Source organism: Salinicoccus sp. RF5 (assembly GCF_020786625.1).
GTDB lineage: Bacteria > Bacillota > Bacilli > Staphylococcales > Salinicoccaceae > Salinicoccus.
Genome location: NZ_JAJGRC010000004.1, coordinates 219702 through 240442, shown reverse-complemented (window position 1 = coordinate 240442; position 20741 = coordinate 219702). Strand labels below are relative to the sequence as shown.

Annotated in this window: 37 protein-coding genes; 5 read left to right on the top strand and 32 right to left on the bottom strand. The window is 46.3% G+C overall.

Going from position 1 to position 20741, the window contains the following annotated elements; genetic code table 11:
- Positions 1–32: 32 nt before the first annotated feature.
- From rpsK to LLU09_RS11985, 29 genes are all read right to left on the bottom strand, one after another.
- Entirely contained in the window at positions 33–422 is a 390-nt protein-coding gene (gene rpsK, locus LLU09_RS12125) for a 30S ribosomal protein S11 (RefSeq protein WP_031547075.1), read from the bottom strand.
- 22 nt (positions 423–444) lie between these two features.
- On the bottom strand, positions 445–810 hold the full coding sequence (gene rpsM / locus LLU09_RS12120; RefSeq protein ID WP_040105332.1) for a 30S ribosomal protein S13: 366 nt from the start codon (positions 808–810) through the stop codon (positions 445–447).
- Positions 811–834: 24 nt separating this feature from the next.
- The gene (rpmJ, locus tag LLU09_RS12115; RefSeq protein ID WP_017473641.1) at positions 835–948 is read right to left on the bottom strand and encodes a 50S ribosomal protein L36; all 114 of its coding nucleotides are present in this window, start codon (positions 946–948) and stop codon (positions 835–837) included.
- 30 nt (positions 949–978) lie between these two features.
- Entirely contained in the window at positions 979–1197 is a 219-nt protein-coding gene (gene infA / locus LLU09_RS12110; RefSeq protein WP_017547668.1) for a translation initiation factor IF-1, read from the bottom strand.
- A 151-nt stretch (positions 1198–1348) separates the two neighbouring features.
- A complete protein-coding gene (locus LLU09_RS12105; protein ID WP_040105333.1) occupies positions 1349–1996 on the bottom strand; it encodes an adenylate kinase in 648 nt (215 codons plus the stop codon).
- A 12-nt stretch (positions 1997–2008) separates the two neighbouring features.
- Entirely contained in the window at positions 2009–3307 is a 1299-nt protein-coding gene (gene secY / locus LLU09_RS12100; RefSeq protein WP_094907276.1) for a preprotein translocase subunit SecY, read from the bottom strand.
- Positions 3307–3747 carry a 50S ribosomal protein L15 gene (gene rplO, locus LLU09_RS12095; protein WP_222998969.1) on the bottom strand — a complete coding sequence of 147 codons (441 nt, stop codon included), beginning with the start codon at positions 3745–3747 and terminating at the stop codon, positions 3307–3309. Before rplO ends, secY begins: the two co-directional genes overlap by 1 nt.
- Before the next feature lie 27 nt (positions 3748–3774).
- Positions 3775–3954, bottom strand: a complete 180-nt coding sequence (rpmD, locus tag LLU09_RS12090; protein WP_031547068.1) for a 50S ribosomal protein L30 — start codon at positions 3952–3954, stop codon at positions 3775–3777.
- A 16-nt stretch (positions 3955–3970) separates the two neighbouring features.
- Positions 3971–4471: a 30S ribosomal protein S5 gene (gene rpsE / locus LLU09_RS12085; protein ID WP_031547067.1), complete on the bottom strand. Its 501-nt coding sequence runs from the start codon at positions 4469–4471 to the stop codon at positions 3971–3973.
- 21 nt (positions 4472–4492) lie between these two features.
- Positions 4493–4855 (bottom strand): 50S ribosomal protein L18, encoded by a 363-nt coding sequence (gene rplR, locus LLU09_RS12080; protein WP_222998968.1) that lies wholly within the window; start codon positions 4853–4855, stop codon positions 4493–4495.
- 26 nt (positions 4856–4881) lie between these two features.
- Complete coding sequence (rplF, locus tag LLU09_RS12075; protein WP_040105337.1) at positions 4882–5418, bottom strand: 50S ribosomal protein L6; 537 nt, start codon at positions 5416–5418, stop codon at positions 4882–4884.
- Positions 5419–5442: 24 nt separating this feature from the next.
- Entirely contained in the window at positions 5443–5841 is a 399-nt protein-coding gene (gene rpsH / locus LLU09_RS12070) for a 30S ribosomal protein S8 (protein WP_040105338.1), read from the bottom strand.
- 30 nt (positions 5842–5871) lie between these two features.
- On the bottom strand, positions 5872–6057 hold the full coding sequence (locus tag LLU09_RS12065) for a type Z 30S ribosomal protein S14 (RefSeq protein WP_084184968.1): 186 nt from the start codon (positions 6055–6057) through the stop codon (positions 5872–5874).
- Positions 6058–6076: 19 nt separating this feature from the next.
- Positions 6077–6616: a 50S ribosomal protein L5 gene (rplE, locus tag LLU09_RS12060; RefSeq protein WP_040105340.1), complete on the bottom strand. Its 540-nt coding sequence runs from the start codon at positions 6614–6616 to the stop codon at positions 6077–6079.
- A 25-nt stretch (positions 6617–6641) separates the two neighbouring features.
- Positions 6642–6974, bottom strand: a complete 333-nt coding sequence (gene rplX / locus LLU09_RS12055) for a 50S ribosomal protein L24 (RefSeq protein WP_228311930.1) — start codon at positions 6972–6974, stop codon at positions 6642–6644.
- A gap of 30 nt (positions 6975–7004) precedes the next feature.
- Positions 7005–7373: a 50S ribosomal protein L14 gene (gene rplN / locus LLU09_RS12050; RefSeq protein ID WP_017547656.1), complete on the bottom strand. Its 369-nt coding sequence runs from the start codon at positions 7371–7373 to the stop codon at positions 7005–7007.
- 29 nt (positions 7374–7402) lie between these two features.
- Positions 7403–7666, bottom strand: a complete 264-nt coding sequence (gene rpsQ, locus LLU09_RS12045; RefSeq protein WP_228311929.1) for a 30S ribosomal protein S17 — start codon at positions 7664–7666, stop codon at positions 7403–7405.
- 21 nt (positions 7667–7687) lie between these two features.
- A complete protein-coding gene (rpmC, locus tag LLU09_RS12040) occupies positions 7688–7897 on the bottom strand; it encodes a 50S ribosomal protein L29 (RefSeq protein ID WP_228311928.1) in 210 nt (69 codons plus the stop codon).
- Positions 7887–8321 (bottom strand): 50S ribosomal protein L16, encoded by a 435-nt coding sequence (gene rplP / locus LLU09_RS12035; RefSeq protein ID WP_031547050.1) that lies wholly within the window; start codon positions 8319–8321, stop codon positions 7887–7889. The genes rpmC and rplP overlap by 11 nt, the downstream gene beginning before the upstream one ends.
- 15 nt (positions 8322–8336) lie before the next feature.
- On the bottom strand, positions 8337–8981 hold the full coding sequence (rpsC, locus tag LLU09_RS12030) for a 30S ribosomal protein S3 (RefSeq protein ID WP_040105342.1): 645 nt from the start codon (positions 8979–8981) through the stop codon (positions 8337–8339).
- Between the two features lie 21 nt (positions 8982–9002).
- On the bottom strand, positions 9003–9386 hold the full coding sequence (rplV, locus tag LLU09_RS12025) for a 50S ribosomal protein L22 (protein WP_031547048.1): 384 nt from the start codon (positions 9384–9386) through the stop codon (positions 9003–9005).
- 31 nt (positions 9387–9417) lie between these two features.
- On the bottom strand, positions 9418–9696 hold the full coding sequence (rpsS, locus tag LLU09_RS12020; protein WP_031547047.1) for a 30S ribosomal protein S19: 279 nt from the start codon (positions 9694–9696) through the stop codon (positions 9418–9420).
- A gap of 58 nt (positions 9697–9754) precedes the next feature.
- Entirely contained in the window at positions 9755–10588 is an 834-nt protein-coding gene (rplB, locus tag LLU09_RS12015) for a 50S ribosomal protein L2 (RefSeq protein WP_228311927.1), read from the bottom strand.
- Between the two features lie 30 nt (positions 10589–10618).
- On the bottom strand, positions 10619–10891 hold the full coding sequence (rplW, locus tag LLU09_RS12010; RefSeq protein ID WP_040105346.1) for a 50S ribosomal protein L23: 273 nt from the start codon (positions 10889–10891) through the stop codon (positions 10619–10621).
- A complete protein-coding gene (rplD, locus tag LLU09_RS12005) occupies positions 10891–11514 on the bottom strand; it encodes a 50S ribosomal protein L4 (RefSeq protein WP_040105347.1) in 624 nt (207 codons plus the stop codon). Before rplD ends, rplW begins: the two co-directional genes overlap by 1 nt.
- A gap of 29 nt (positions 11515–11543) precedes the next feature.
- Positions 11544–12206, bottom strand: a complete 663-nt coding sequence (rplC, locus tag LLU09_RS12000; RefSeq protein WP_094907278.1) for a 50S ribosomal protein L3 — start codon at positions 12204–12206, stop codon at positions 11544–11546.
- 25 nt (positions 12207–12231) lie between these two features.
- Positions 12232–12540 carry a 30S ribosomal protein S10 gene (gene rpsJ, locus LLU09_RS11995; RefSeq protein WP_031547042.1) on the bottom strand — a complete coding sequence of 103 codons (309 nt, stop codon included), beginning with the start codon at positions 12538–12540 and terminating at the stop codon, positions 12232–12234.
- Positions 12541–12857: 317 nt separating this feature from the next.
- Positions 12858–14192 carry an NCS2 family permease gene (locus LLU09_RS11990; protein WP_228311926.1) on the bottom strand — a complete coding sequence of 445 codons (1335 nt, stop codon included), beginning with the start codon at positions 14190–14192 and terminating at the stop codon, positions 12858–12860.
- A 34-nt stretch (positions 14193–14226) separates the two neighbouring features.
- Positions 14227–14865, bottom strand: coding sequence for a YczE/YyaS/YitT family protein (locus LLU09_RS11985; protein WP_228311925.1), 639 nt, complete (start codon positions 14863–14865; stop codon positions 14227–14229).
- A gap of 145 nt (positions 14866–15010) precedes the next feature.
- Between LLU09_RS11985 and LLU09_RS11980 the strand changes: the two genes are divergently transcribed.
- On the top strand, positions 15011–15634 hold the full coding sequence (locus LLU09_RS11980; protein ID WP_228311924.1) for a PepSY domain-containing protein: 624 nt from the start codon (positions 15011–15013) through the stop codon (positions 15632–15634).
- A gap of 38 nt (positions 15635–15672) precedes the next feature.
- On the opposite strand, the gene LLU09_RS11975 is transcribed toward LLU09_RS11980, so the two are convergent.
- Positions 15673–16350, bottom strand: coding sequence for a phosphotransferase (locus LLU09_RS11975; protein ID WP_228311923.1), 678 nt, complete (start codon positions 16348–16350; stop codon positions 15673–15675).
- Positions 16351–16469: 119 nt separating this feature from the next.
- Here LLU09_RS11975 and LLU09_RS11970 point away from each other — a divergent pair, with 119 nt between their 5' ends.
- Genes LLU09_RS11970 through LLU09_RS11955 form a run of 4 tightly spaced genes read left to right on the top strand, consistent with a single transcriptional unit; the run spans position 16470 to position 18410 of the window.
- Positions 16470–16640, top strand: coding sequence for an SE1832 family protein (locus tag LLU09_RS11970; RefSeq protein WP_175288171.1), 171 nt, complete (start codon positions 16470–16472; stop codon positions 16638–16640).
- Positions 16641–16652: 12 nt separating this feature from the next.
- Positions 16653–17804, top strand: a complete 1152-nt coding sequence (locus LLU09_RS11965; RefSeq protein ID WP_228311922.1) for an MFS transporter — start codon at positions 16653–16655, stop codon at positions 17802–17804.
- Complete coding sequence (gene mspA, locus LLU09_RS11960) at positions 17801–18115, top strand: membrane stabilizing protein MspA (RefSeq protein WP_040105354.1); 315 nt, start codon at positions 17801–17803, stop codon at positions 18113–18115. Before LLU09_RS11965 ends, mspA begins: the two co-directional genes overlap by 4 nt.
- Positions 18116–18134: 19 nt before the next feature.
- Positions 18135–18410, top strand: coding sequence for a hypothetical protein (locus tag LLU09_RS11955; RefSeq protein ID WP_228311921.1), 276 nt, complete (start codon positions 18135–18137; stop codon positions 18408–18410).
- 56 nt (positions 18411–18466) lie between these two features.
- On the opposite strand, the gene LLU09_RS11950 is transcribed toward LLU09_RS11955, so the two are convergent.
- Positions 18467–19261 (bottom strand): transporter substrate-binding domain-containing protein, encoded by a 795-nt coding sequence (locus LLU09_RS11950; RefSeq protein WP_228311920.1) that lies wholly within the window; start codon positions 19259–19261, stop codon positions 18467–18469.
- 176 nt (positions 19262–19437) lie between these two features.
- The gene (locus LLU09_RS11945; RefSeq protein ID WP_228311919.1) at positions 19438–20706 is read right to left on the bottom strand and encodes a lipid II:glycine glycyltransferase FemX; all 1269 of its coding nucleotides are present in this window, start codon (positions 20704–20706) and stop codon (positions 19438–19440) included.
- Positions 20707–20741: the final 35 nt, after the last annotated feature.

The window sequence follows — 20741 nt, the reverse complement described above, 5'->3', positions numbered from 1 at the left end:
CATTACACTCGGAATTGTCCTGTGACCAGTAATTATACACGGCGACGTTTAGGCGGACGGCAGCCATTGTGTGGTACAGGAGTGACATCTTTGATTGCTGTAATTTCAAGACCTGCAGATTGGAGTGCGCGGATTGCTGATTCACGACCTGCCCCTGGACCTTTTACTGTAACTTCGACAGTTTTGAGTCCGTGTTCCATTGCCGCTTTGGAAGCTGTTTCTGAAGCCATCTGTGCAGCGAATGGTGTAGATTTCTTAGAACCTCTGAAACCAAGTGCACCTGCTGATGACCATGACAGTGCGTTACCAAAATCGTCAGTGATAGTTACAATTGTGTTGTTGAATGTTGAACGGATATGCGCGATACCGGAGTCAATATTCTTTTTCACTTTACGTTTACGTGTTTGTTGTCTACGAGCCATTTTTTCTCCTCCTTTTCCCTAATTATTTCTTCTTGTTCGCAACTGTTTTAACTGGACCTTTACGTGTACGGGCATTGTTTTTGGTATGCTGTCCACGAACTGGCAGTCCACGACGGTGACGGATTCCCCTGTAGGAAGCAATCTCCATCAGACGCTTGATATTAAGGTTCTGCTCACGACGGAGGTCACCTTCAATCTTGTACGTGTCGACGACTTCACGGATTTTGTTCAGTTCGTCTTCAGTAAGATCCCTTACACGTGTACTTTCAGATACACCTGCTTTTTCAAGGATTTCTGCCGCTCTTGAGCTGCCGATACCGTAAATATAAGTGAGAGAGATTACGACACGTTTTTCACGTGGTACGTCTACTCCTGCAATACGAGCCATATGTTACACCTCCGATTTTATAATTTAGCCTTGCTTCTGTTTGTGCTTAGGGTTTTCACAGATTACCATTACTTTGCCGTTTCTGCGGATGACTTTGCATTTTTCACAGATCGGCTTGACTGATGGTCTTACTTTCATGTGTTTTACCTCCTTAGAATGTGGAGTCCATTATTTAAAACGATAAGTGATTCTGCCACGTGTTAGATCATATGGTGACATTTCGACTGTTACTTTATCGCCAGGAAGAATACGTATATAGTTCATACGGATTTTCCCTGAAACATGGGCGAGAATCTCATGCCCATTTTCAAGTTCCACTTTGAACATAGCATTCGGCAATGTGTCAAGCACTGTGCCTTCCAGCTCGATAACATCTTGTTTACTCATTTCAAATTCCCCCTTTACAGCATTCTAATCTATATTAGAAATCCACTTCAGGTGAAGATAGACTACACTTAACGTCAAAATATGAACTTGGATATTTTTCGTTATAATACAAGCAACATTCACTCAGAAGTGTCTGAAGAGGTGAATATACTTATATATTTTGCAGAATCGCATCAACATCGCTGAACACTTCATCAATGTCCTGGGAACCGTCCACTTTGACAAGCACTCCCTGATCTTCATAGAAGTCAAGCATCGGTGTTGTCTGCTGGATGTTTACTTCCAGACGATTTGCAACTGTTTCAGGGTTGTCATCTTCCCTCTGATACAACTTACCGCCATCAAGATCACAAACGCCCTCCTGCTTCGGTGGGTTAAACACAAGATGATAGGTAGTGCCGCAGACTTCACAGATGCGGCGGCCAGTCAGACGATTCATCAGTTCTTCTTCTGTAACTTCAACATAGATCGTTTTATCGATCTTTGTTCCAAGTTCCTTCATGATGCCGTTCAGTGCTTCCGCCTGCTCCACAGTGCGTGGGAAACCATCCAATAGGAAGCCATCTTTCGCATCACTTTGGCTCAAGCGTTCCTTGACGATGCCGATTGTCACTTCATCTGGGACAAGTTCACCTTTATCCATATAGGATTTGGCTTCCTTGCCGAGTTCCGTGCCATTCTTGATGGCAAGACGGAACATGTCGCCAGTTGAAATATGAGGGATCGGGTATTTCTTTATAATCTTGGATGCCTGTGTGCCTTTACCTGCACCAGGTAGTCCCATCAATATAATATTCATACGCTTTTCCTCCTACCTACGCTTTCTAAAACCGCGGTATTCTCTTTGGTTTGCTTGTGCTTCCAACTGTTTCATGGTTTCAAGTGCAACACCAATGACAATCAGAAGACTCGTACCTCCAATTTGAATCGCTTGCGGCAGATCCATGAACTTCGTAATAAGAAGTGGCAGGATGGAAATGCCGGCCAGGAAGAGTGAGCCTACAAATACGAGCCTATATAATACAGACGTAATGTAGTCTTGGGTGTTCCTACCCGGACGGATGCCAGGTACGTAACTTCCCTGCTTCTTAAGGTTGTCTGCCATCTTTTCAGGATTGACCTGGACAAATGAATAGAAGTACGTAAATGCAATGATCAGGGCAACATAAAAGATCATTCCTATCCAATCGGACGGATCAGCGAATCTTGCGATCGTCTGGGCCCAGTTGGCATCAGGGAAGAATAGTGTCAGCGTCTGCGGGAGCATGAAAAATGCCATCGCAAAGATGACCGGAATTACCCCTGCCGGGTTGACCTTGAGCGGCAGGAATGTCGATTGTGGTGCCAATTGTGATGAAGTTCGTTGACGTTTGGCATATTGTACCGGAATTTTACGCACAGCCTGCAGTATGAATACAGCAAAGGCTGTAATCAGTATGAGCATGATGATGAGTCCAACCATCTGCAGCACTGCCATCGTCGTATCATCTGCACCGACGAATTTCTGCTGGTAGAGCTGAATGATTGCGCTTGGCAGAACGCTGAGTATACCTGCAAAGATGATGATTGAGATACCATTTCCGACACCATGTGTCGTAATCTGTTCTCCCAGCCACATCAGGAAGGCTGTTCCTGTTGTGAGCACGAGTGCAATGAGCAGGTAGGAGCCAATATTACTATTATCCAGGAGCATACCTTCGAACATCTGGTTGAAAGCAAAGGACATTCCCAACGATTGTATGAACGCAAGTATGATCGTGAAATACCGTGTAAATTGACTGAGCTTGCGTCTTCCGACTTCACCCTGCTTTGCCCATTCAGCAAACTTCGGTACAACATCCATCTGCAGGAGCTGCACCACGATTGATGCTGTAATGTAGGGCATGATGCCCATGGCAAGAATGGAGAAGTTCATCAGTGCGCCACCACCGAAGGTGTTCATAAGATCCAGCACGCCCTGTTGGCCTGCCCCCATGTCGAACACACTCGGATCCACACCTGGAACCGGTATATATGTGCCGATCTTGAAAATGACGAGCATTGCCAAAGTAAAAAGAATTTTACTGCGGATTTCTTTAATTCTAAAGAAATTGGATAACGTGCCGAGCATTAGATCACCTCGTAGCTTCCGCCCTGTTCCTCAATTGCTTTAGCAGCTGAACCAGAAAACTTATGAGCTTTGATTGTTAATTTCTTCTCAAGAGTACCATTGCCGAGTACTTTGATTCCAGATTTTGCATTCTTAACAATACCATTTTCTTTCAGCATTTCAGGTGTAACTTCAGTGCCGTCTTCGAAACGATTCAGATCGTCCAGGTTAAGCACTGCGTATTCTTTACGGTTAATGTTCGTAAATCCACGTTTTGGGATACGACGGAAAAGTGGAAGCTGTCCACCTTCGAATGTTGGTCCAACTCCGCCACCGGAACGTGAATTCTGACCATTATGACCGCGTGCAGATGTCTTACCGTTACCAGAAGACATACCACGACCTACACGATTGCGGTTCTTACGCGCACCTTCTACTGGTTTCATTTCATGTAATTTCATCCTTGCACCTCCTATATCATAATATCATTATTTTTCTTCTACTGAAACTAAGTGGCTGACTTTCTCAACCTGACCTCTGAGCTGAGGTGTATCTTCAAGCTCGACCGATTGTTGGAGCTTTCTGAGTCCGAGGGAAGCAACTGTTCTTCTCTGCGTCTCAGATCTCCCGATCAAGCTTTTTTTGAGGGTGATTTTAACTTTAGCCATGTCTGTAAATCCCTCCTTAATTTTGTAGCTCTTCTACTGATTTGCCGCGCAATTTAGCAACTTCTTCTGCGCTTTTAAGTTCAGTAAGGCCTGTCATTGTTGCACGAACAACATTGATCGGAGTGTTAGCACCAAGAGACTTGCTCAAGATGTCGGAAACTCCTGCAAGTTCGAGTACGGCACGGACCGGTCCACCAGCGATAACACCTGTACCAGGGGCTGCAGGTTTCATGAATACTCTGCCGGAGCTGAAACGTCCAATGATTTCGTGTGGGATAGTACCGTCTACGAGTGGTACTTCGATAAGGTCTTTCTTAGCAGCTTCGATTGCTTTTTTGATTGCTTCAGGCACCTCTTGGGCTTTACCTGTACCAAAGCCTACACGTCCTTTTTTGTCTCCTACTACAACAAGTGCAGAGAAACGGAAACGACGTCCACCTTTTACAACTTTAGCGATACGGTTGATTGTAACAACGCGCTCTTCGAATTCCTGTACTTTCTCTTCTCTACGAGCCATAAATGTTATTCCCTCCTTCTATTAGAATTGCAGACCGTTTTCACGTGCAGCTTCTGCGAGTGCTTTCACACGTCCGTGATATAGATAACCACCGCGGTCGAATACTACGCTTTCTACGCCTTTTTCTTTGGCACGTTTAGCTATCAGTGCGCCTACTTCAGCAGCTGCGTCTACATTGGATCCAATTTCATTCTTGAAATCAGCATCTTGTGTAGAAGCACTTGCCAATGTCGTCTGCTGACTGTCATCAATCACTTGAGCATAGATATGCTTGTTAGAGCGATAGACATTAAGACGTGGTCTTTCTGATGTGCCAGAAAGTCTGCTGCGCACGCGCTGATGTCTTTTTTGACGCACTTTATTTTTATCAATCCTAGCGATCATTGATGTTCACTCCTCACTTTAATTAATTATTTACCAGTTTTTCCTTCTTTACGGCGTACTTGTTCGCCTTTGTAACGGATACCTTTCCCTTTGTACGGTTCAGGTGGACGTACGGAACGGATCTTGGAAGCAAGAGCTCCAACACTTTCTTTGTTGATGCCTTCAACTTTGACGTTCGTATTGCCATCCACTGAGATGGAAAGGTCCTCGGAAGGTTCGAATTCAACCGGGTGAGAAAGCCCAACATTGAGTACCAATTTCTTACCCTGCATCTGCGCACGGTAACCGACACCAACAAGCTCAAGCTCTCTGGAGAATCCTTGGGATACTCCGACAACCATATTGTTGATCAATGCACGTGTTGTACCATGGTTTGTGCGATGATCCTTGGAATCACTTGGCCTTACGACCTGAAGTGTGTTGTCTTCCAATTCATAAGTCATTTCTTCGTTAAACGTGTTTACCAGTTCACCTTTAGGTCCTTTGACTGTAACTGTGGATCCATCAATATCAACTGTAACATCACTTGGTATTTCAATAATACGTTTACCTACACGGCTCATTTGTTTACACCTCCTGTTAATTCATTACCAAACGTATGCGAGAACTTCCCCGCCGATATTTCTCTTGCGTGCTTCTTTATCCGTAAGCACACCTTCTGATGTTGAGATCAGTGCGATACCCAGGCCATTGAGGACCTTCGGCAGCTCTTCTCTTCTTGCGTATACCCTAAGGCCAGGCTTGGAGATACGCTTCAAACCAGTGATGACTCTTTCGTTCTTGCTACCATATTTAAGGAATACACGGATGACGCCTTGTTTGTCGTCTTCGATATATTCTACATTTTTTACAAAACCTTCTGTTTTAAGAATCTCTGCAATTTCCTTTTTGATGTTGGATGCAGGAATCTCCAGTGTTTCATGCCTCACGATATTCGCATTCCTAATGCGCGTCAGCATATCTGCAATTGGATCTGAGATTGTCATTACTAATTGCCTCCTTTCAATTTATGGCGATTACCAGCTTGCTTTTTTGACGCCAGGAATCTGACCTTTGTAAGCAAGTTCACGGAAACATATACGGCAGAGCTTGAATTTGCGAATGACTGAATGTGGTCTTCCGCAACGTTCGCAGCGTGTATATTCTCTAACTTTGAATTTCTGTTTCTTTTGCTGTTTAGCAATCATTGATTTTTTAGCCACAATTTCGCCTCCTTATAGCTTACTTTTGAAATGGCATTCCGAACTGAGTGAGCAGCTCGCGTGCTTCTTCATCTGTGTTCGCTGTTGTAACGACAACAATATCCATACCTCTTACTTTGGATACTTTGTCATAGTCGATCTCAGGGAAGATGAGCTGTTCTTTTACACCGAGTGTGTAGTTGCCGCGTCCATCAAACGCCTTCTTGGAAATACCTCTGAAGTCTCTTACGCGTGGGAGGGATACTGAAACCAGTTTGTCCAGGAAATCGTACATTCTTTCCCCACGAAGAGTAACTTTGGCTCCAATCGGCATACCTTCACGAAGTCTGAATGTCGCGATAGATTTCTTAGCTTTTGTGATTACCGGCTTCTGACCTGTAATTGCTTCCAATTCTTCTACTGCAGTATCAAGAACTTTAGCGTTTTGAACTGCTTCGCCAACACCCATGTTGACTACGATCTTTTCGATCCTAGGCACTTCCATGACGGAAGAGTAGTTGAATTTATTAACAAGTTCATTTTTGATTTCTTCATTGTATCTTTCTTTTAAACGTGCCACTGTATGGACCTCCTTCCATTGCTAATTAATTTTTGTCGTATTGTACAGTTGGAATTTCTTTTCCTGACTTTACAGCAACTCTCACTTTAGTTCCGTCTTCTTTGATTTCATGACGGATACGAGTGCGTTCTCCTGATTCAGGGTCAACGTGCATTACGTTGGATACGTGGATAGCCGCCTCTGTTTCGAGGATGCCGCCTTCAGGGTTCATCTGTGAAGGTTTGAGATGTTTCTTCATCATATTGACACCTTCAACGACTACGCGGTCTTTGGAAGGGATGGCTTTGAGCACAGTGCCCTCTTTACCTTTATCTTTACCGCTGATTACAACGACTTTGTCTCCAGATCTTACGTGCATGGGAATCGCACCTCCTTGTTTAAATGTGGATTAAAGTACTTCTGGTGCAAGTGAAACGATCTTCATGAAGTTGCCTTCACGGAGTTCACGTGCTACTGGACCAAAGATACGAGTACCTCTTGGGCCTTTATCATCACGGATGATTACGCATGCGTTCTCATCAAATTTGATGTATGAACCATCTTCACGGCGTACACCGGATTTAGTTCTAACTATAACAGCTCTTACTACTTCACCTTTTTTAACAACGCCACCAGGTGTTGCATTTTTTACGGTTGCGACAATGACGTCGCCGATATTTGCTGTCTTGCGGCCTGTTCCACCCAAGACTTTAATAGTCAGCACTTCACGTGCACCTGAGTTATCTGCCACTTTTAAGCGGGATTCCTGTTGGATCATGCGAATAGACCTCCTTTATCTTCAATTGTTTAGATGATAACTGATTCTTCAACAATTTCCACGAGGCGGAAACGTTTAGTTGCAGACAATGGACGTGTTTCTTCGATTCTTACGATATCGCCCATCTTTGCACTGTTGTTCTCATCATGCGCTTTGTATTTTTTAGAGTATTTTACACGTTTGCCAATGATCGGATGTCTCTTTTGTGTTTCGACAACCACTGTAATCGTCTTATCCATCTTGTCGGATACTACGCGACCCTGGTAAACTTTACGTTCGTTTTTACCTTCCACTATGTGAGCCTCCCTCTAATATTATTGGTTTGCTTTCGCTTCGCTGAGCTCTCTCTCGCGGATAGTTGTTTTCATTCTTGCGATAGTTTTTCTAACCTCTTTGATACGAGAAGTGTTCTCTAGCTGACCAGTAGCTAGTTGAAAGCGTAGGTTGAAGAGTTCTTCCTTCAGTTCTTTGACGTTATTTTCTATTTCAGATGTTGTCAGATCACGGATTTCATTAGCTTTCATTCGTATCACCACCTAATTCTTCACGTTTAACGATTTTAGTCTTTACTGGAAGTTTGTGGCTCGCAAGACGAAGCGCTTCTCTAGCAACCTCTTCCGGGACACCTGCAACTTCAAACATTACACGGCCAGGTTTCACTACAGCCATCCAGCCTTCTACAGCACCTTTACCTGAACCCATACGTACTTCCAATGGCTTTTTAGTATATGGTGTGTGCGGGAAGATGTTGATCCATACTTTACCGCCACGCTTCATATAACGTGTCATGGCGATACGCGCTGCTTCAATCTGTCTGGATGTAACCCAGGCAGTCGTTGTCGCCTGCAGGCCGTATTCACCGAAACTCACTTCAGTTCCGCCTTTAGCGCGTCCTTTTGTGTCCGGACGGTGTTGACGACGGTATTTTACTCTTTTAGGTAATAGCATTGTTAATTTCCTCCTTTACTTTTTGTCATTCTTGACAGGAAGAACTTCTCCACGGTAGATCCATACTTTAACACCGAGTTTACCGTATGTTGTATCTGCTTCTTCATGTGCATAGTCTATGTCTGCACGAAGAGTATGCAGTGGAACTGTTCCTTCACTGTATCCTTCAGAACGTGCGATATCTGCGCCACCGAGACGGCCTGAAACTTGAGTTTTAATACCTTTAGCTCCAGCTCTCATCGCTCTTTGAAGTACTTGTTTTTGTGCTCTACGGAAAGATACACGGTTTTCGAGTTGACGTGCAATATTCTCAGCAACAAGCTTCGCATCCATGTCGACTTTCTTGACTTCTACGACATTGATGTGGATTTTTTTGCCTGTAAGGTTTGTCAGGGCAGTACGGAGCTTGTCGATTTCGCTACCGCCTTTACCGATTACCATTCCTGGTTTGCCAGTATGAAGCGCAATGTTCACACGGTTGGCCGCACGCTCGATTTCCACTTTGGAAATAGCTGCGTCTTTAAGATTTTTTTCGATATATTCACGAACTTTGAGGTCTTCGTGCAGCAGGTCTGCAAAGTCTTTCTCTGCGTACCATTTCGCCTCCCAATCACGGATGATGCCTGTACGAAGCCCAATAGGATTTATCTTCTGACCCAAATTAATTCCCTCCTTGTGATTTTATGCGTTCTCTTCTACTTTTGTTTCTTCTGTTTCCTGAACCTCTTCTTCAGCAGGCTCTGAAACTACAATAGTGATATGACTTGTACGTTTATTGATCTTTGTCGCACGGCCTTGTGCACGTGGACGGAAACGTTTCAATGTCGGGCCTTCGTTAGCATACGCTTCAGAAATATATAGGCTGTCGATATCCATGTCATAGTTATGTTCAGCATTGGCTACAGCTGATTTGATCAACTTTTCAACTACTGGCGAAGTTCTTTTATTCGTTAGTTTAAGAATTGCGATTGCTTCTCCGACTTCTTTACCGCGAATGAGGTCAAGAACCATTCTCGCTTTACGAGGAGCAATTCTAACTGTTTTTGCGACTGCTTTCGCTTGCATCTTTCGTTCCTCCTTTATTCCGTCTTATCCCTTATCGTCTAGTTTTCTTGTCGTCGTTTCCGTGCCCTTTGAACGTTCTTGTTGGAGCGAATTCTCCAAGTTTATGACCGACCATATCTTCTGTAACATAGACCGGCACATGCTTGCGTCCGTCATATACAGCGATTGTATGACCGATGAAATTAGGGAAGATTGTGGAGCGACGTGACCAAGTTTTGATTACACTTTTTTTGTTATCTTCGTTGAGCTTTTCTACCTTCTTCATGAGGTGATCGTCAACAAAAGGTCCTTTTTTAAGACTGCGAGCCATTTTGGCGCCTCCTTCCAATAATGCGTGCGGATGTAGCATCCGCACACTTTGGTTTCATTTATTTCTTCTTGCGTCCTCTTACGATGAGCTTATCAGAACGGTTCTTGCCTTTACGTGTCTTCTTGCCGAGGGTCGGTTTACCCCAAGGAGACATTGGTGATGGACGTCCGATTGGCGCACGGCCTTCACCACCACCGTGTGGGTGATCGTTAGGGTTCATGACAGAACCACGAACTGTAGGGCGCTGCCTCTTCCATCTGGAACGACCGGCTTTACCGATATTGATGAGTTCGTGCTGCTCGTTGCCGACAGCACCGATTGTTGCACGGCAAGTTGCAAGGATCATGCGCACTTCGCCAGAGCGGAGTCTGACCAGTACATATTTGCCTTCCTTACCGAGTACCTGTGCACGCGCACCTGCTGATCTTACCAGCTGGCCGCCTCTACCTGGTTTCAATTCGATGTTATGGATTGTTGTACCTACAGGAATATCAGTGAGTGCCATAGCGTTACCCACTTTGATGTCCGCATCTGGGCCACTCATGATTTCATGTCCTACTGTTACACCTTTAGGTGCCAGGATATAGCTTTTCTCTCCGTCTTCATAAACGACAAGAGCGATGTTTGCTGAACGGTTTGGATCGTATTCAATCTGTGTCACGCGCGCAGGCACACCATCTTTGATGCGCTTGAAGTCGATGACCCTGTATTGGCGCTTGTGTCCGCCGCCTTTATGACGAACAGTGATCCTGCCCTGGTTGTTGCGCCCCGCTTTTTTCGGAAGCGGCTGTAACAATGACCGTTCTGGTGTCGTGGATGTGATTTCTGAGAAGTCGGAACCAGTCATATTACGACGAGCGTTTGTGGTCGGCTTATATTTTTTAATCGCCATCTCGTTTTACCTCCTTATTGGTAAGTGCCCTTAGAATATTTCGATAGAGCCTTCTTTAAGTGTTACGATTGCTTTTCTTCTTTTTCTTGTATAGCCGCTGTAACGTCCCATACGTTTTTTCTTCGGCTTATAGTTCATTATGTTCACTTTGTCGACTTTTACGTCAAAGATTTCTTCAACTGCATATTTAACTTGTGTTTTGTTTGCTTTTACATCCACATCAAAAGTGTATTTATCCATGGACATCAAGTCAGCAGAACGCTCAGTGATTACCGGGCGTTTAATGATATCGCGTGCATCCATTACAGAAGCACCTCCTCTGCTTTATTGATTGCGCCTTCAGTGAAAATAACACGGTTTGCAGCAAGGATATCGAGTACATTGAGCTCTTCCAGCGTCAGCACTGTGACACCTTGGAGGTTACGGGATGAAAGTTCAACGTTTACATCTTCGTTCTCAAGTACGAGAAGAACCTTTTTGTCTGCATTCAGATTTTCAAGGATCGCCGTGAAGTCTTTTGTCTTCGGAGTGTCGAGCGCAAGGTTGTCCACTACTGTCAATGCTTCTTCATTGACTTTTGCAGAGAGCGCTGAGCGAAGAGCCAGACGGCGCATTTTTCTAGGCATTTTGTAAGAGTAGCTTCTTGGCGTAGGACCGAATACCACTCCACCTCCACGATAGTGAGGTGCACGGATTGTACCTTGACGTGCATTACCTGTTCCTTTTTGTCTGAATGGCTTCTTGCCGCCACCGCTGACTGCAGAACGGTTTTTTACTGAGTGTGTACCGCGGCGCAGTGACGCGCGTTGCAGGTTCACAGCCTCAAACAGCACATGCTGGTTTGGCTCGATGCCAAAGATATCCTGGTTAAGTTCTATAGAATTAACTTTGCTTCCTTCTTTAGTTAATACATCTACGCTTGCCATGTGTTAAATCCTCCCTTCCTAAATTGCTATTATTTAACACTATTTTTAATTGCTGATGCGATTTTTACATATCCTTTACGTGGGCCAGGAACGTTGCCTTTTACAAGGATCACGTTGCGCTCAGCGTCCACTTTTACGATTTCAAGATTCTGCAATGTGACAGTTTCTCCGCCCATGCGCCCCGGCAATGCTTTGCCTTTGAATACGCGGGATGGGTCGGCACCCTGTCCCATTGAACCAGGTCTTCTGTGGTAACGGGAACCGTGGGACATAGGTCCGCGGCTCTGGTTGTGGCGCTTGATTGCACCCTGGAAACCTTTACCTTTGGATGTCGCTGTCACGTCCACCAAGTCGCCTGCTTCAAATGTATCTACAGTGACTTCTTGACCGACTTCGAATTCATCTGCTGCGAGATTTTTGAATTCGCGTACGAAGCGCTTAGGAGCTTTGCCGGATGCTTTTGCATGGCCGGTTTCAGCCTTGTTTGCGTATTTGTTTGTTCTTGCACCTTCAAAGAACTCACGTTTGTCGTCGAAACCGATTTGTACTGCACTGTATCCATCAGTTTCTTCCGTCTTCTTCTGCAGCACTACGTTGCCCGCTGCTTCTACTACTGTTACAGGGATGAGCTCGCCGTTTTCTCCGAAAACTTGAGTCATTCCCACTTTTTTACCTAAGATTCCTTTGGTCATCGAAAGTCGCACCTCCTGCTATAATTTATAATTTGATTTCGATGTCCACACCAGATGGCAGGTTGAGTCCCATGAGGGCATCTACCGTTTTCGGTGTAGGGTTTACAATGTCGATAAGACGCTTGTGCGTACGCTGTTCAAATTGTTCACGGGAATCCTTGTACTTGTGTACTGCACGGATGATCGTGTAAACAGTCTTCTCTGTAGGAAGTGGGATCGGGCCGGAAACATCCGCACCAGAACGCTTTGCTGTTTCAACAATTTTCTCTGCTGATTGATCCAATACTCTGTGATCGTACGCTTTCAAACGAATACGAATTTTTTGTTTTGCCATTATTTAACCTCCTTTTGGTCGTCATCATTGATTGATAGACTTCTCCACGAAAATTCTCTTGCACGCTGCCATGGCAAAGCGGCCGGGCGTGTCAGTAACCTCTCGCTTCATCGATTCAAAACGCGCACCCCTTTATGTAAGGCGGTGTGTTTTTATATATGGACGGTAGACCATCCATTTCAGTCCAACGTTAGATATATTACACGAAAAAAGTGAAAAAATCAATAGGTTGCCCAAGATTTTTTCACTTTTTCCCGAAGGACTTGCAATACGGTGTCCTATTATACAGTTTTCTGTTACAAATTACAAGGTATTTTTTATTCCGCCATGAAGATGAAATATAATATGAAGACTACAAAGAGCCCATACATTATCGGATGGATCTCTTTCCTTCTTCCCGCCATGATCATCGTAATCGGATAGAACACGAAGCCGATTGCAATACCTGTCGCAATACTGTACGTCAGCGGCATCATGAACATGGTCAGGAATGCCGGAACCGCCACTTCGAACTGGTCCCATCTCACCTTGGAGAGGTTCGACACCATCAGTGCCCCGACGATGATCAGCGCCGGAGCTGTAACTTCCGAAGTGAAAGTGACGATGAGCGGTGACAGGAAGATGGCTGATAGGAACAGCACGCCGGTCACTACACTCGCAAAGCCTGTCCTGGCCCCTGCAGCGACCCCAGCAGTCGACTCCACATACGAGGTCGTGGTCGAGGTGCCGAAGATCGAACCGGCTATGGTTGCAATGGAATCGGACAGCAGTGCGCGTCCGCCCCTCGGCAATTTATTATCCTTGATCAGGTTCGCCTGGCTGGCAACACCGACAAGTGTGCCCGCTGTATCGAAGAAGTCAACGAACAGGAAGGTCAACACAACAATCAGGAATTGGATGTTGAATATTTCCGAAGGATTCGAGAACGCCTCGAATGCAGCACCGAAAGTCGGCTCCATGCTCGGCACTGAACCGAAGAAGCTTTCCGGCCGTGGCACCAGGCCAAATAGAAGCCCGAGGATTGCTGTAATGATCATGCCGAAGAAAATTGCACCCGGAACCCTTCTTGCCATGAGTATGGCCGTAATGAACAGGCCTGCTACAGCAAGCAGTACTTTCGGGTCATGCAAAACACCCAGGCCGACAAGTGTCGCATCATTTGTAACGATGATGCCTGCACCCTGCAGACCGACGAAGGTGATGAAGAAGCCGATTCCGGCACTGACCGCCATCTTCATCTCCATTGGTATCGAGTTGATGACATATTCCCTCAGGCCACTGATGGTCAGAATGGCGAATATCACTCCAGAGAACAGCACACCGGTCAGTGCGGTCTGCCATGGAATGCCCATGGTCAGAACAACAGTAAAAGCGAAGAATGCATTCAGGCCCATACCAGGCGCAAGCGCTATTGGGTATCTTGCATAGAGCCCCATGATCAGACAGCCGATGAAGGCGGCCAGGGCCGTTGCCACGAATACGGCGTCCATGTCCATCCTCATGGATTCGGGGATGCCTTCTATCCCCTGGAGGGACAGCACGGAAGGGTTGACGGCAAGTATGTATGCCATGGATAGGAATGTCGTCAATCCCCCGATGGTTTCACGTCGATAATTGGTACCATTGGCCTCAAAGTCGAAAAACTTTTTCATAACCTACTCCATTTCTTCATTAAATTATTCAAAGCTATATGATTCTGATGATTTCCTTGTCTTCTCCGCCCAGAAAGCTGACGAGCAGACGACGGGTCAATGGGAGCCACATTTCTATGAGCTTGCCCAATCCGACTATGATGATGACTGTACCGATGAACACCGGACCCCCCAGGAGATATCCAGCGACAGCAGCACCCAGCTCCATGATATTCCTTGCCATGGAAATTTTCAATCCGAACTTTTCGACAAGCAGCAGCATCAATGTATCCCGTGGTCCCGCGCCGAGGTTCGGTGTTATGTAGAATGCCACTCCGAACGCCATGACAAGGAGGCCGAGCGTAAAAATGACAATATGCTGCGTCCAGCCTTCAAACTCCGGAATCAGCCAGTTGAATACATCAATGAAGACTCCGATTGAGATCATATTGATGTAGACCCCAAGTTTAGGAAGGCTGCGGGTGATGACAGAAGTGAAGATGACGATTGCGGCTCCGGCTATGATTGCCCAACTCCCTATCGTCAGCCCGAAAGTCTGCCATAAGCCATAATGCAGTACATCCCATGAACCCAATCCAAGAAGACGGCCTTTTATCGTCAATGAGATTCCAAGAGCCAGAATCATCAGGCCCACAATATAGAACAGCCAGCGCTTTGCGAGATTAGTTGTCACATGGCACCTCCTTCTCTTATTATTTAAACCAGTTTACGCTTCTGTGAAGAAAAACGCAATATCATTTGAAGAGGCCTGGGAACGTTTGAAATACGTATGGAAGGGAAAGTTTGAAATAATTGAAGAAAAAATAGGAGGATGCAAAATGGAAAAAAGATATAAACTCGCAAGCGCGTTGCTCTCTGCATCACTCGTTATGGCTGCCTGTGGCGGAGCCGATGAAAATCCTGATTCATCAGAAGTCGATGAAGTCGTCGAAGAAAATGAGGAGTTTGCCTCAACCGAAGAATCCACTGAAGAATCCAGTGGCCAATCTTCAGGCAGCACCGGTGATACGATTGCTCCCGAAGACATCAATCATGATGCCGAAGAGGCTGTGAATGCTGCCTCAGAAAACTTCGATGGAGAACTTGTGGAGGTCGAACTCGACAACGAGGATGGCCAATGGTTATACAAAGTAGATATGGAGAGTGAATCTGAAGAATACGAGGCGAAATTGTCTGTAGATGACCTTTCTGTCGTAGAGGAACAGACGGAGAGCGATGATGATTTCGATACGGACGAACACTTCAGCTATGGCGATGCCGTGCCTGCAGAAGAAGCAGTGCAGACTGCCATGGATGAGACCAATGGTGAACTGGAAGGCTGGACCTTGGATAAGGATGACGACCAGCTGCAATATGAAGTGGATATGAAAAATGGCGATAATGAAGATTCTGACGTGACCATCAACGCCGAAAACGGCGAGATAGTGGAAACGGATGATTGATGAAAAAAGGCGTAACCATTTTATTGGTTACGCCTTTTCTATGCCTCCACCAGCTGAATGAACTGGTTCATCTTTTTCTGATCGACGTGATCCTTGATCCGATACCCCTCATAAAAGTATTCCAGGTATTCGCGCCCTAAGACCCTTTCAATATCAAGGGCCATGGCGGCAAGGTCGAAATACCGGTCCCTCACCCCTATTCCTATCATATCCACACTGCCGGTAATATAATTCTCGTTCACTATTACATTGGAGAGTCTAAAGTCCCCATGGCTGAAAACCAGGTCCGTATGGACGGCATCTTCAGAATAGACGAACGGACATTCTTCAATCTTCTGCTTATGCAGGAAGCTCAAGTACCGCCCAATCTGCTTCAGTGTTGAAACGATGACTTCAGGCGGCTGTCCCTGCAAGAACTTCTCGGCTTCCATGCCCGGAAGCGCCAGATAGAACATGTAGGCACCCGCTTCTTCATATAATGTCACCGGCTTCGGCACACCATTGATCTTGTTCAATTCCATCCAAAGGAGCCGCTTGTACTCCCGCCGCGTCCGCTTCACATCATTAATATAGGACTTTGCAATCAGCGGTTCCTGCGGCTGGTACATATTGGGCGGGTCCTCCCCGCCGTATGTAAGCAAATGCACCCGGGCTTCCGAATCCCCTTCAAGAGGTGCCCAATCATAATATTCTTCATATATTTCAAAAGTGTGCATCCAATGTCCCTCCATTCCCTTTCATTCTACTTCAATCATCCTTAAAATGTCATTAGAGATTCCCCTAATATCGATTGCATTATGATATGATACAAATATAATTCAAGGTGGTGAAAGCAATGGACCTGGAGTACAGACTCAAGGAACTTAAAAATGAATATGTACAGATCCAAGGAGATCTGGAGAAGCTCGAATCTACAGGACACAGCACTTCCAAAATGGAAGAGCGCCTCAGCCAGATAGAAAAGGAAATTGCACATACAAAAAAGGAAATCAGAAATAACCAATAGGAAGTGCCAACAATGAAAAAAATGATCCTATTCATTATGATCATACAATTTCTCATATATTTCGGCTTCAGTATGATCATCCCGGTCATTCCGGAACTTATAACGGAACTCGGCGTGTCCACCCTGCACATGGGCGGGCTGCTTGCCGTCTATTCCATCGCCAGCTTCATTTCCGCGCCCTATTTCGGCAGATTGAGCGACCGCAATGGCCGTCGGCCGATTCTTCTGTATGGACTGCTCGCCTTCAGCCTCAGCTTCCTCCTGTTCGGCATGTTCATCGATGTACTGTGGGTGCTGTACCTGACACGTCTGCTTGGAGGCGCCGCTTCAGGAGCCCTCTATACAGCAACGACCAGCATGGTGGCGGACTTGACGACGCGTGAAGAGCGAACGCGTTTCATGGGACTGATCGGCATGTCCATCGGCCTCGGATTCATTTTCGGACCGGGAGTGGGCGGACTGCTTTCCCAGATCAGCCTGAGCTTTGCCTACTACATGACGACTATCGTCATTGTGGGCGCACTGATATTCAGCCTCTTCAAAATTGAGGAGACGTATCGTCCAGGCGTCAGCGCAGGTAAAGACATCACTCTGCCAAGCGAATATTTCCTTAAGCCTGTTGGCATCCTTCTCGTCACCACATTCTTCGTCATACTGACGATGAGTGGGATGGAAAGTACCTTCCAGCTACTCGGCATAGAGAAGATCGACATTACCCCTACAGAGATGGGCATCCTCTTTGTAGTCGGGGGCATTTTCAACGCTGCCGTCCAAGGCGGCTTCATCGGGCGCCTCAAGGACGGGCAGGAGTACCCGGTGATGATTGCCGGACAGGTCATGACACTGATCGCTTTCATCCTGCTGCCTTTCATGTCCAGCCTGTTGTTTGCCGGGGTATGCATTATCCTGCTGATGACGGGGAATGCCCTCGTCAAGACGCTGCTCACCTCCCAGATTACAAAAGAAGCGCATCAAGACGAAATGGGCCGTATGACCGCTGCTACATATTCCCTGGATAGCCTGGGCAGAATATTCGGACCGCTTGTCTTCAATCTGCTGTTCGTTCTGACTGCAGGATTGCCATTCTGGTTCGGTGCGGTGATGACCCTGCTGTCCACATACTTCATTTTCCAATACTTCAGGAAAAGGAGGACCCTCGCATGATTCTGACAGTCCTTATGCTGCTCATTTATCTCATCATCAGTGCAATCACCATATTGCTGATGAGAAACAGAGCCCTGGATATTCTGAGGGTCATCGCAGGCGTCGCCCTGCTGCTCATGATGACCCTGATTTCCCTGGAAGCACCCAATCCCGACGGCCTGCTGATCTTTTCACTGGCCATCTCCCTCTTCATAGCAGTTGAAATCACTGCCTTCAAAGAAGCGAAGGGGGACCATGCACGCCTGTTCATGATACATGTCTTCACCCTCATGATTTCGGCCGTGCTCATCATCATGCTGCTGACACTGTAAAAGGAAGAGAGGTGGACATATGCGCCGGGTCATACTTATTCTGCTCATACTGATGCAAATCATGTTTTATATAAACTATATAGTCAATGACGGAATCATCTTCTTCAACATCTATGTATGGGCCCTGCTCAATCTGATCTCCCTTACGGCAGGATGGAAGGCCGCAAAATCGGAACCAAACCTGTACGAAAACCGGCACATACACTTTGCTCTGTCGGTGACGCTGCTGCTCATGTCGGTGATGTCGCTGATCTTCATACTGCTGATCATCCTGACCCGGCCCTACTTCCTATAGACAGAGTACAAATAAAGCCAGCTTCCACAAGGAGGCTGGCTTTATTTATGTCCGCATCATTCTGTCTCTTCTTCATATATGTCCATGCCATACCATTTTTCGGATATCTCAGCCAGAGTGCCATCTCTCCTCAATTCAGCAAGCACATCATTGATATCAGAAATCAACTCCTGGTTCTCCGGTGTATCCTTGAATGGCAGGGCGACAGGCTGAACTCCGAAAGGCTCTCCTGCTATTTCAAGCGCTATATCACGATCATTGATCATTGCCAGCAGCTGTTCCCGTCCATAAAGATATGCATCAATCTTGCCGGCAATCACATCGTTATAGACCACCTCGTTATTCTCGTAGTCGATGATCTCGCCCCCATGATCCGGGTATTCCTCATTCAGTACATTCTGGAAGTTCGTGCCCAGTATCGTTCCGACATCGGCCCCCTCCAGATCACTGACGGATTGGATGGTTTCATTATCCTCGGCCACCGCCACCGCTGCCTTCGAATTATAGTAGGGGTCGGAGAAGGTATACTTTTCAGCCCTTTCCGGAGTCATGGCAAAATTGCTGGCCGTATCCACATTCCCCGTATCAAGATTGGCCAGCACACCTGTCCAGTCTGTCATCACCCATTCTATCTCATAGTTCAGTTCATCGAATATCGCGTTGTAGATATCTGCATTGAATCCCTTCACTTCCCCGTCTTCCTGGAAAGAGAGCGGATAGCCATCAGGTGACGAACCGATTTTGATGATATTTTCCCCTTCCGTCTCTTCCACACTCCCGCTTTCCGCTTCATTTCCGCATCCTGTAATCAAGAGCAGGACGAATGCCAACGGTAAAATCCATTTCTTCATAAGAATCCCCCTGTATGTAAGTTGTCATATAAGCACAGATCCATAAAACATAGTTTTTTACTATGGATTAATGGATATAAGTCTATCATGACAGTAACTCTTTAACAAGAGGATCTCATATAGGGAATTCATGGACTCCATATAAGAAATTTCTATAAGAAAGAGCGCCGTGTATTTCAACGGCGCTCTTTCAGTGCTTTGAGGGTCTGATTCAATTTTACTTTGCCCTTTTGGAACATCGGCACGCCGACTTCGGCAAGGGTGTACAGCGGGCGGTGGAGAACATAGTCGAACTCTCCTATTTTCTCACTCACTTCCGTCCCCCATACCTTCTTGAACTGCCACAGGCCGAAATGTGGGGAATCCTCAGCTGGAGAAACGCTGACACCGCCAAAGTCATATGTCTTGGCAGCATTATCCCGTGCATATCTCATCATTTCATACTGCATATGATGGTTCGGCAAGTATTCACGGTACTGGTCGGAAGATGCCCCATAGAGATAGTATGCCTTATGTCCAGACTGGGCAAGCAGCGCGCCGGAAAGGATGACGCCTTCAGGATACTCTTTCTTGATTTCTTCAATCTCCTGCTGCTGTTTCTGAAGTTTTTCCATCCGGTTGTTGAGATCCTTGATCTGGTTCTCCTTCTTGCTGCCATCCTTCTTCTTCATGGCTTTTTCCAGATCCTTCCCGACCTTATCCAGGTCCGCCTCCAGGGAAGCCTCGACTTCAGCAGGCATCAGTTTCACCAGGAACAATTCCATGTGCCCATTTTCGTGGAGATTATCATAGAGGGATTCGAAATAGGTGATATCACGGGTGAGGAACCCATCCCGCTGTCCGGTCTCCTTCATGAGCCTGACGAAGGTCGGGAGATCCCCACGCTCCGCCCTATAGACTTTGGTCCCCCGGCGGATGGCATTGCGTACTTTTGTACGGTTGTTCCGCTCAAAGCTCTGCAGCAGTTCCTTGTCATCCTTATCGATCGGGGCCACCATGGTCTGCCTCGGCTGTATATTATCCTTGCTCATGCCATCTTTCAGGCCACGGTGCCTGAAACCGATCGATTCAAGGAATCCTATCGTCTCCCTATGGGTTTCGAGCGGGAGATCCGGGTCTATCTTTATGGCATAGGCCTTTTCGTCCCGGGCTATCTTCAACGCCTCTTTCAGCATGAATTCCACCAGGACCGGGTCATGGTAGTCACAGACAAAGCCCCTCGATATATAGCATAGTGTATGGTTCAGTTTCGGTACCTTTTTGAACAGCAGAAGGGCAGCACCAAGTGTTTCACCCGCATCGTTTCCTACGGCAAACCGTCTGGAGTACCATCCGGTCAGTTGCTTGGAGCGCGCCCAGTCCGTCAACTGCAGCAGGTCTCCATGGGGGTGCCCTTCAATAAACTGATCATGTTCGTCTTCAGTCAGGTTCAACAATTTAAGCATAACGGTCTCCATTCAATTAAAATCTGATATAATAT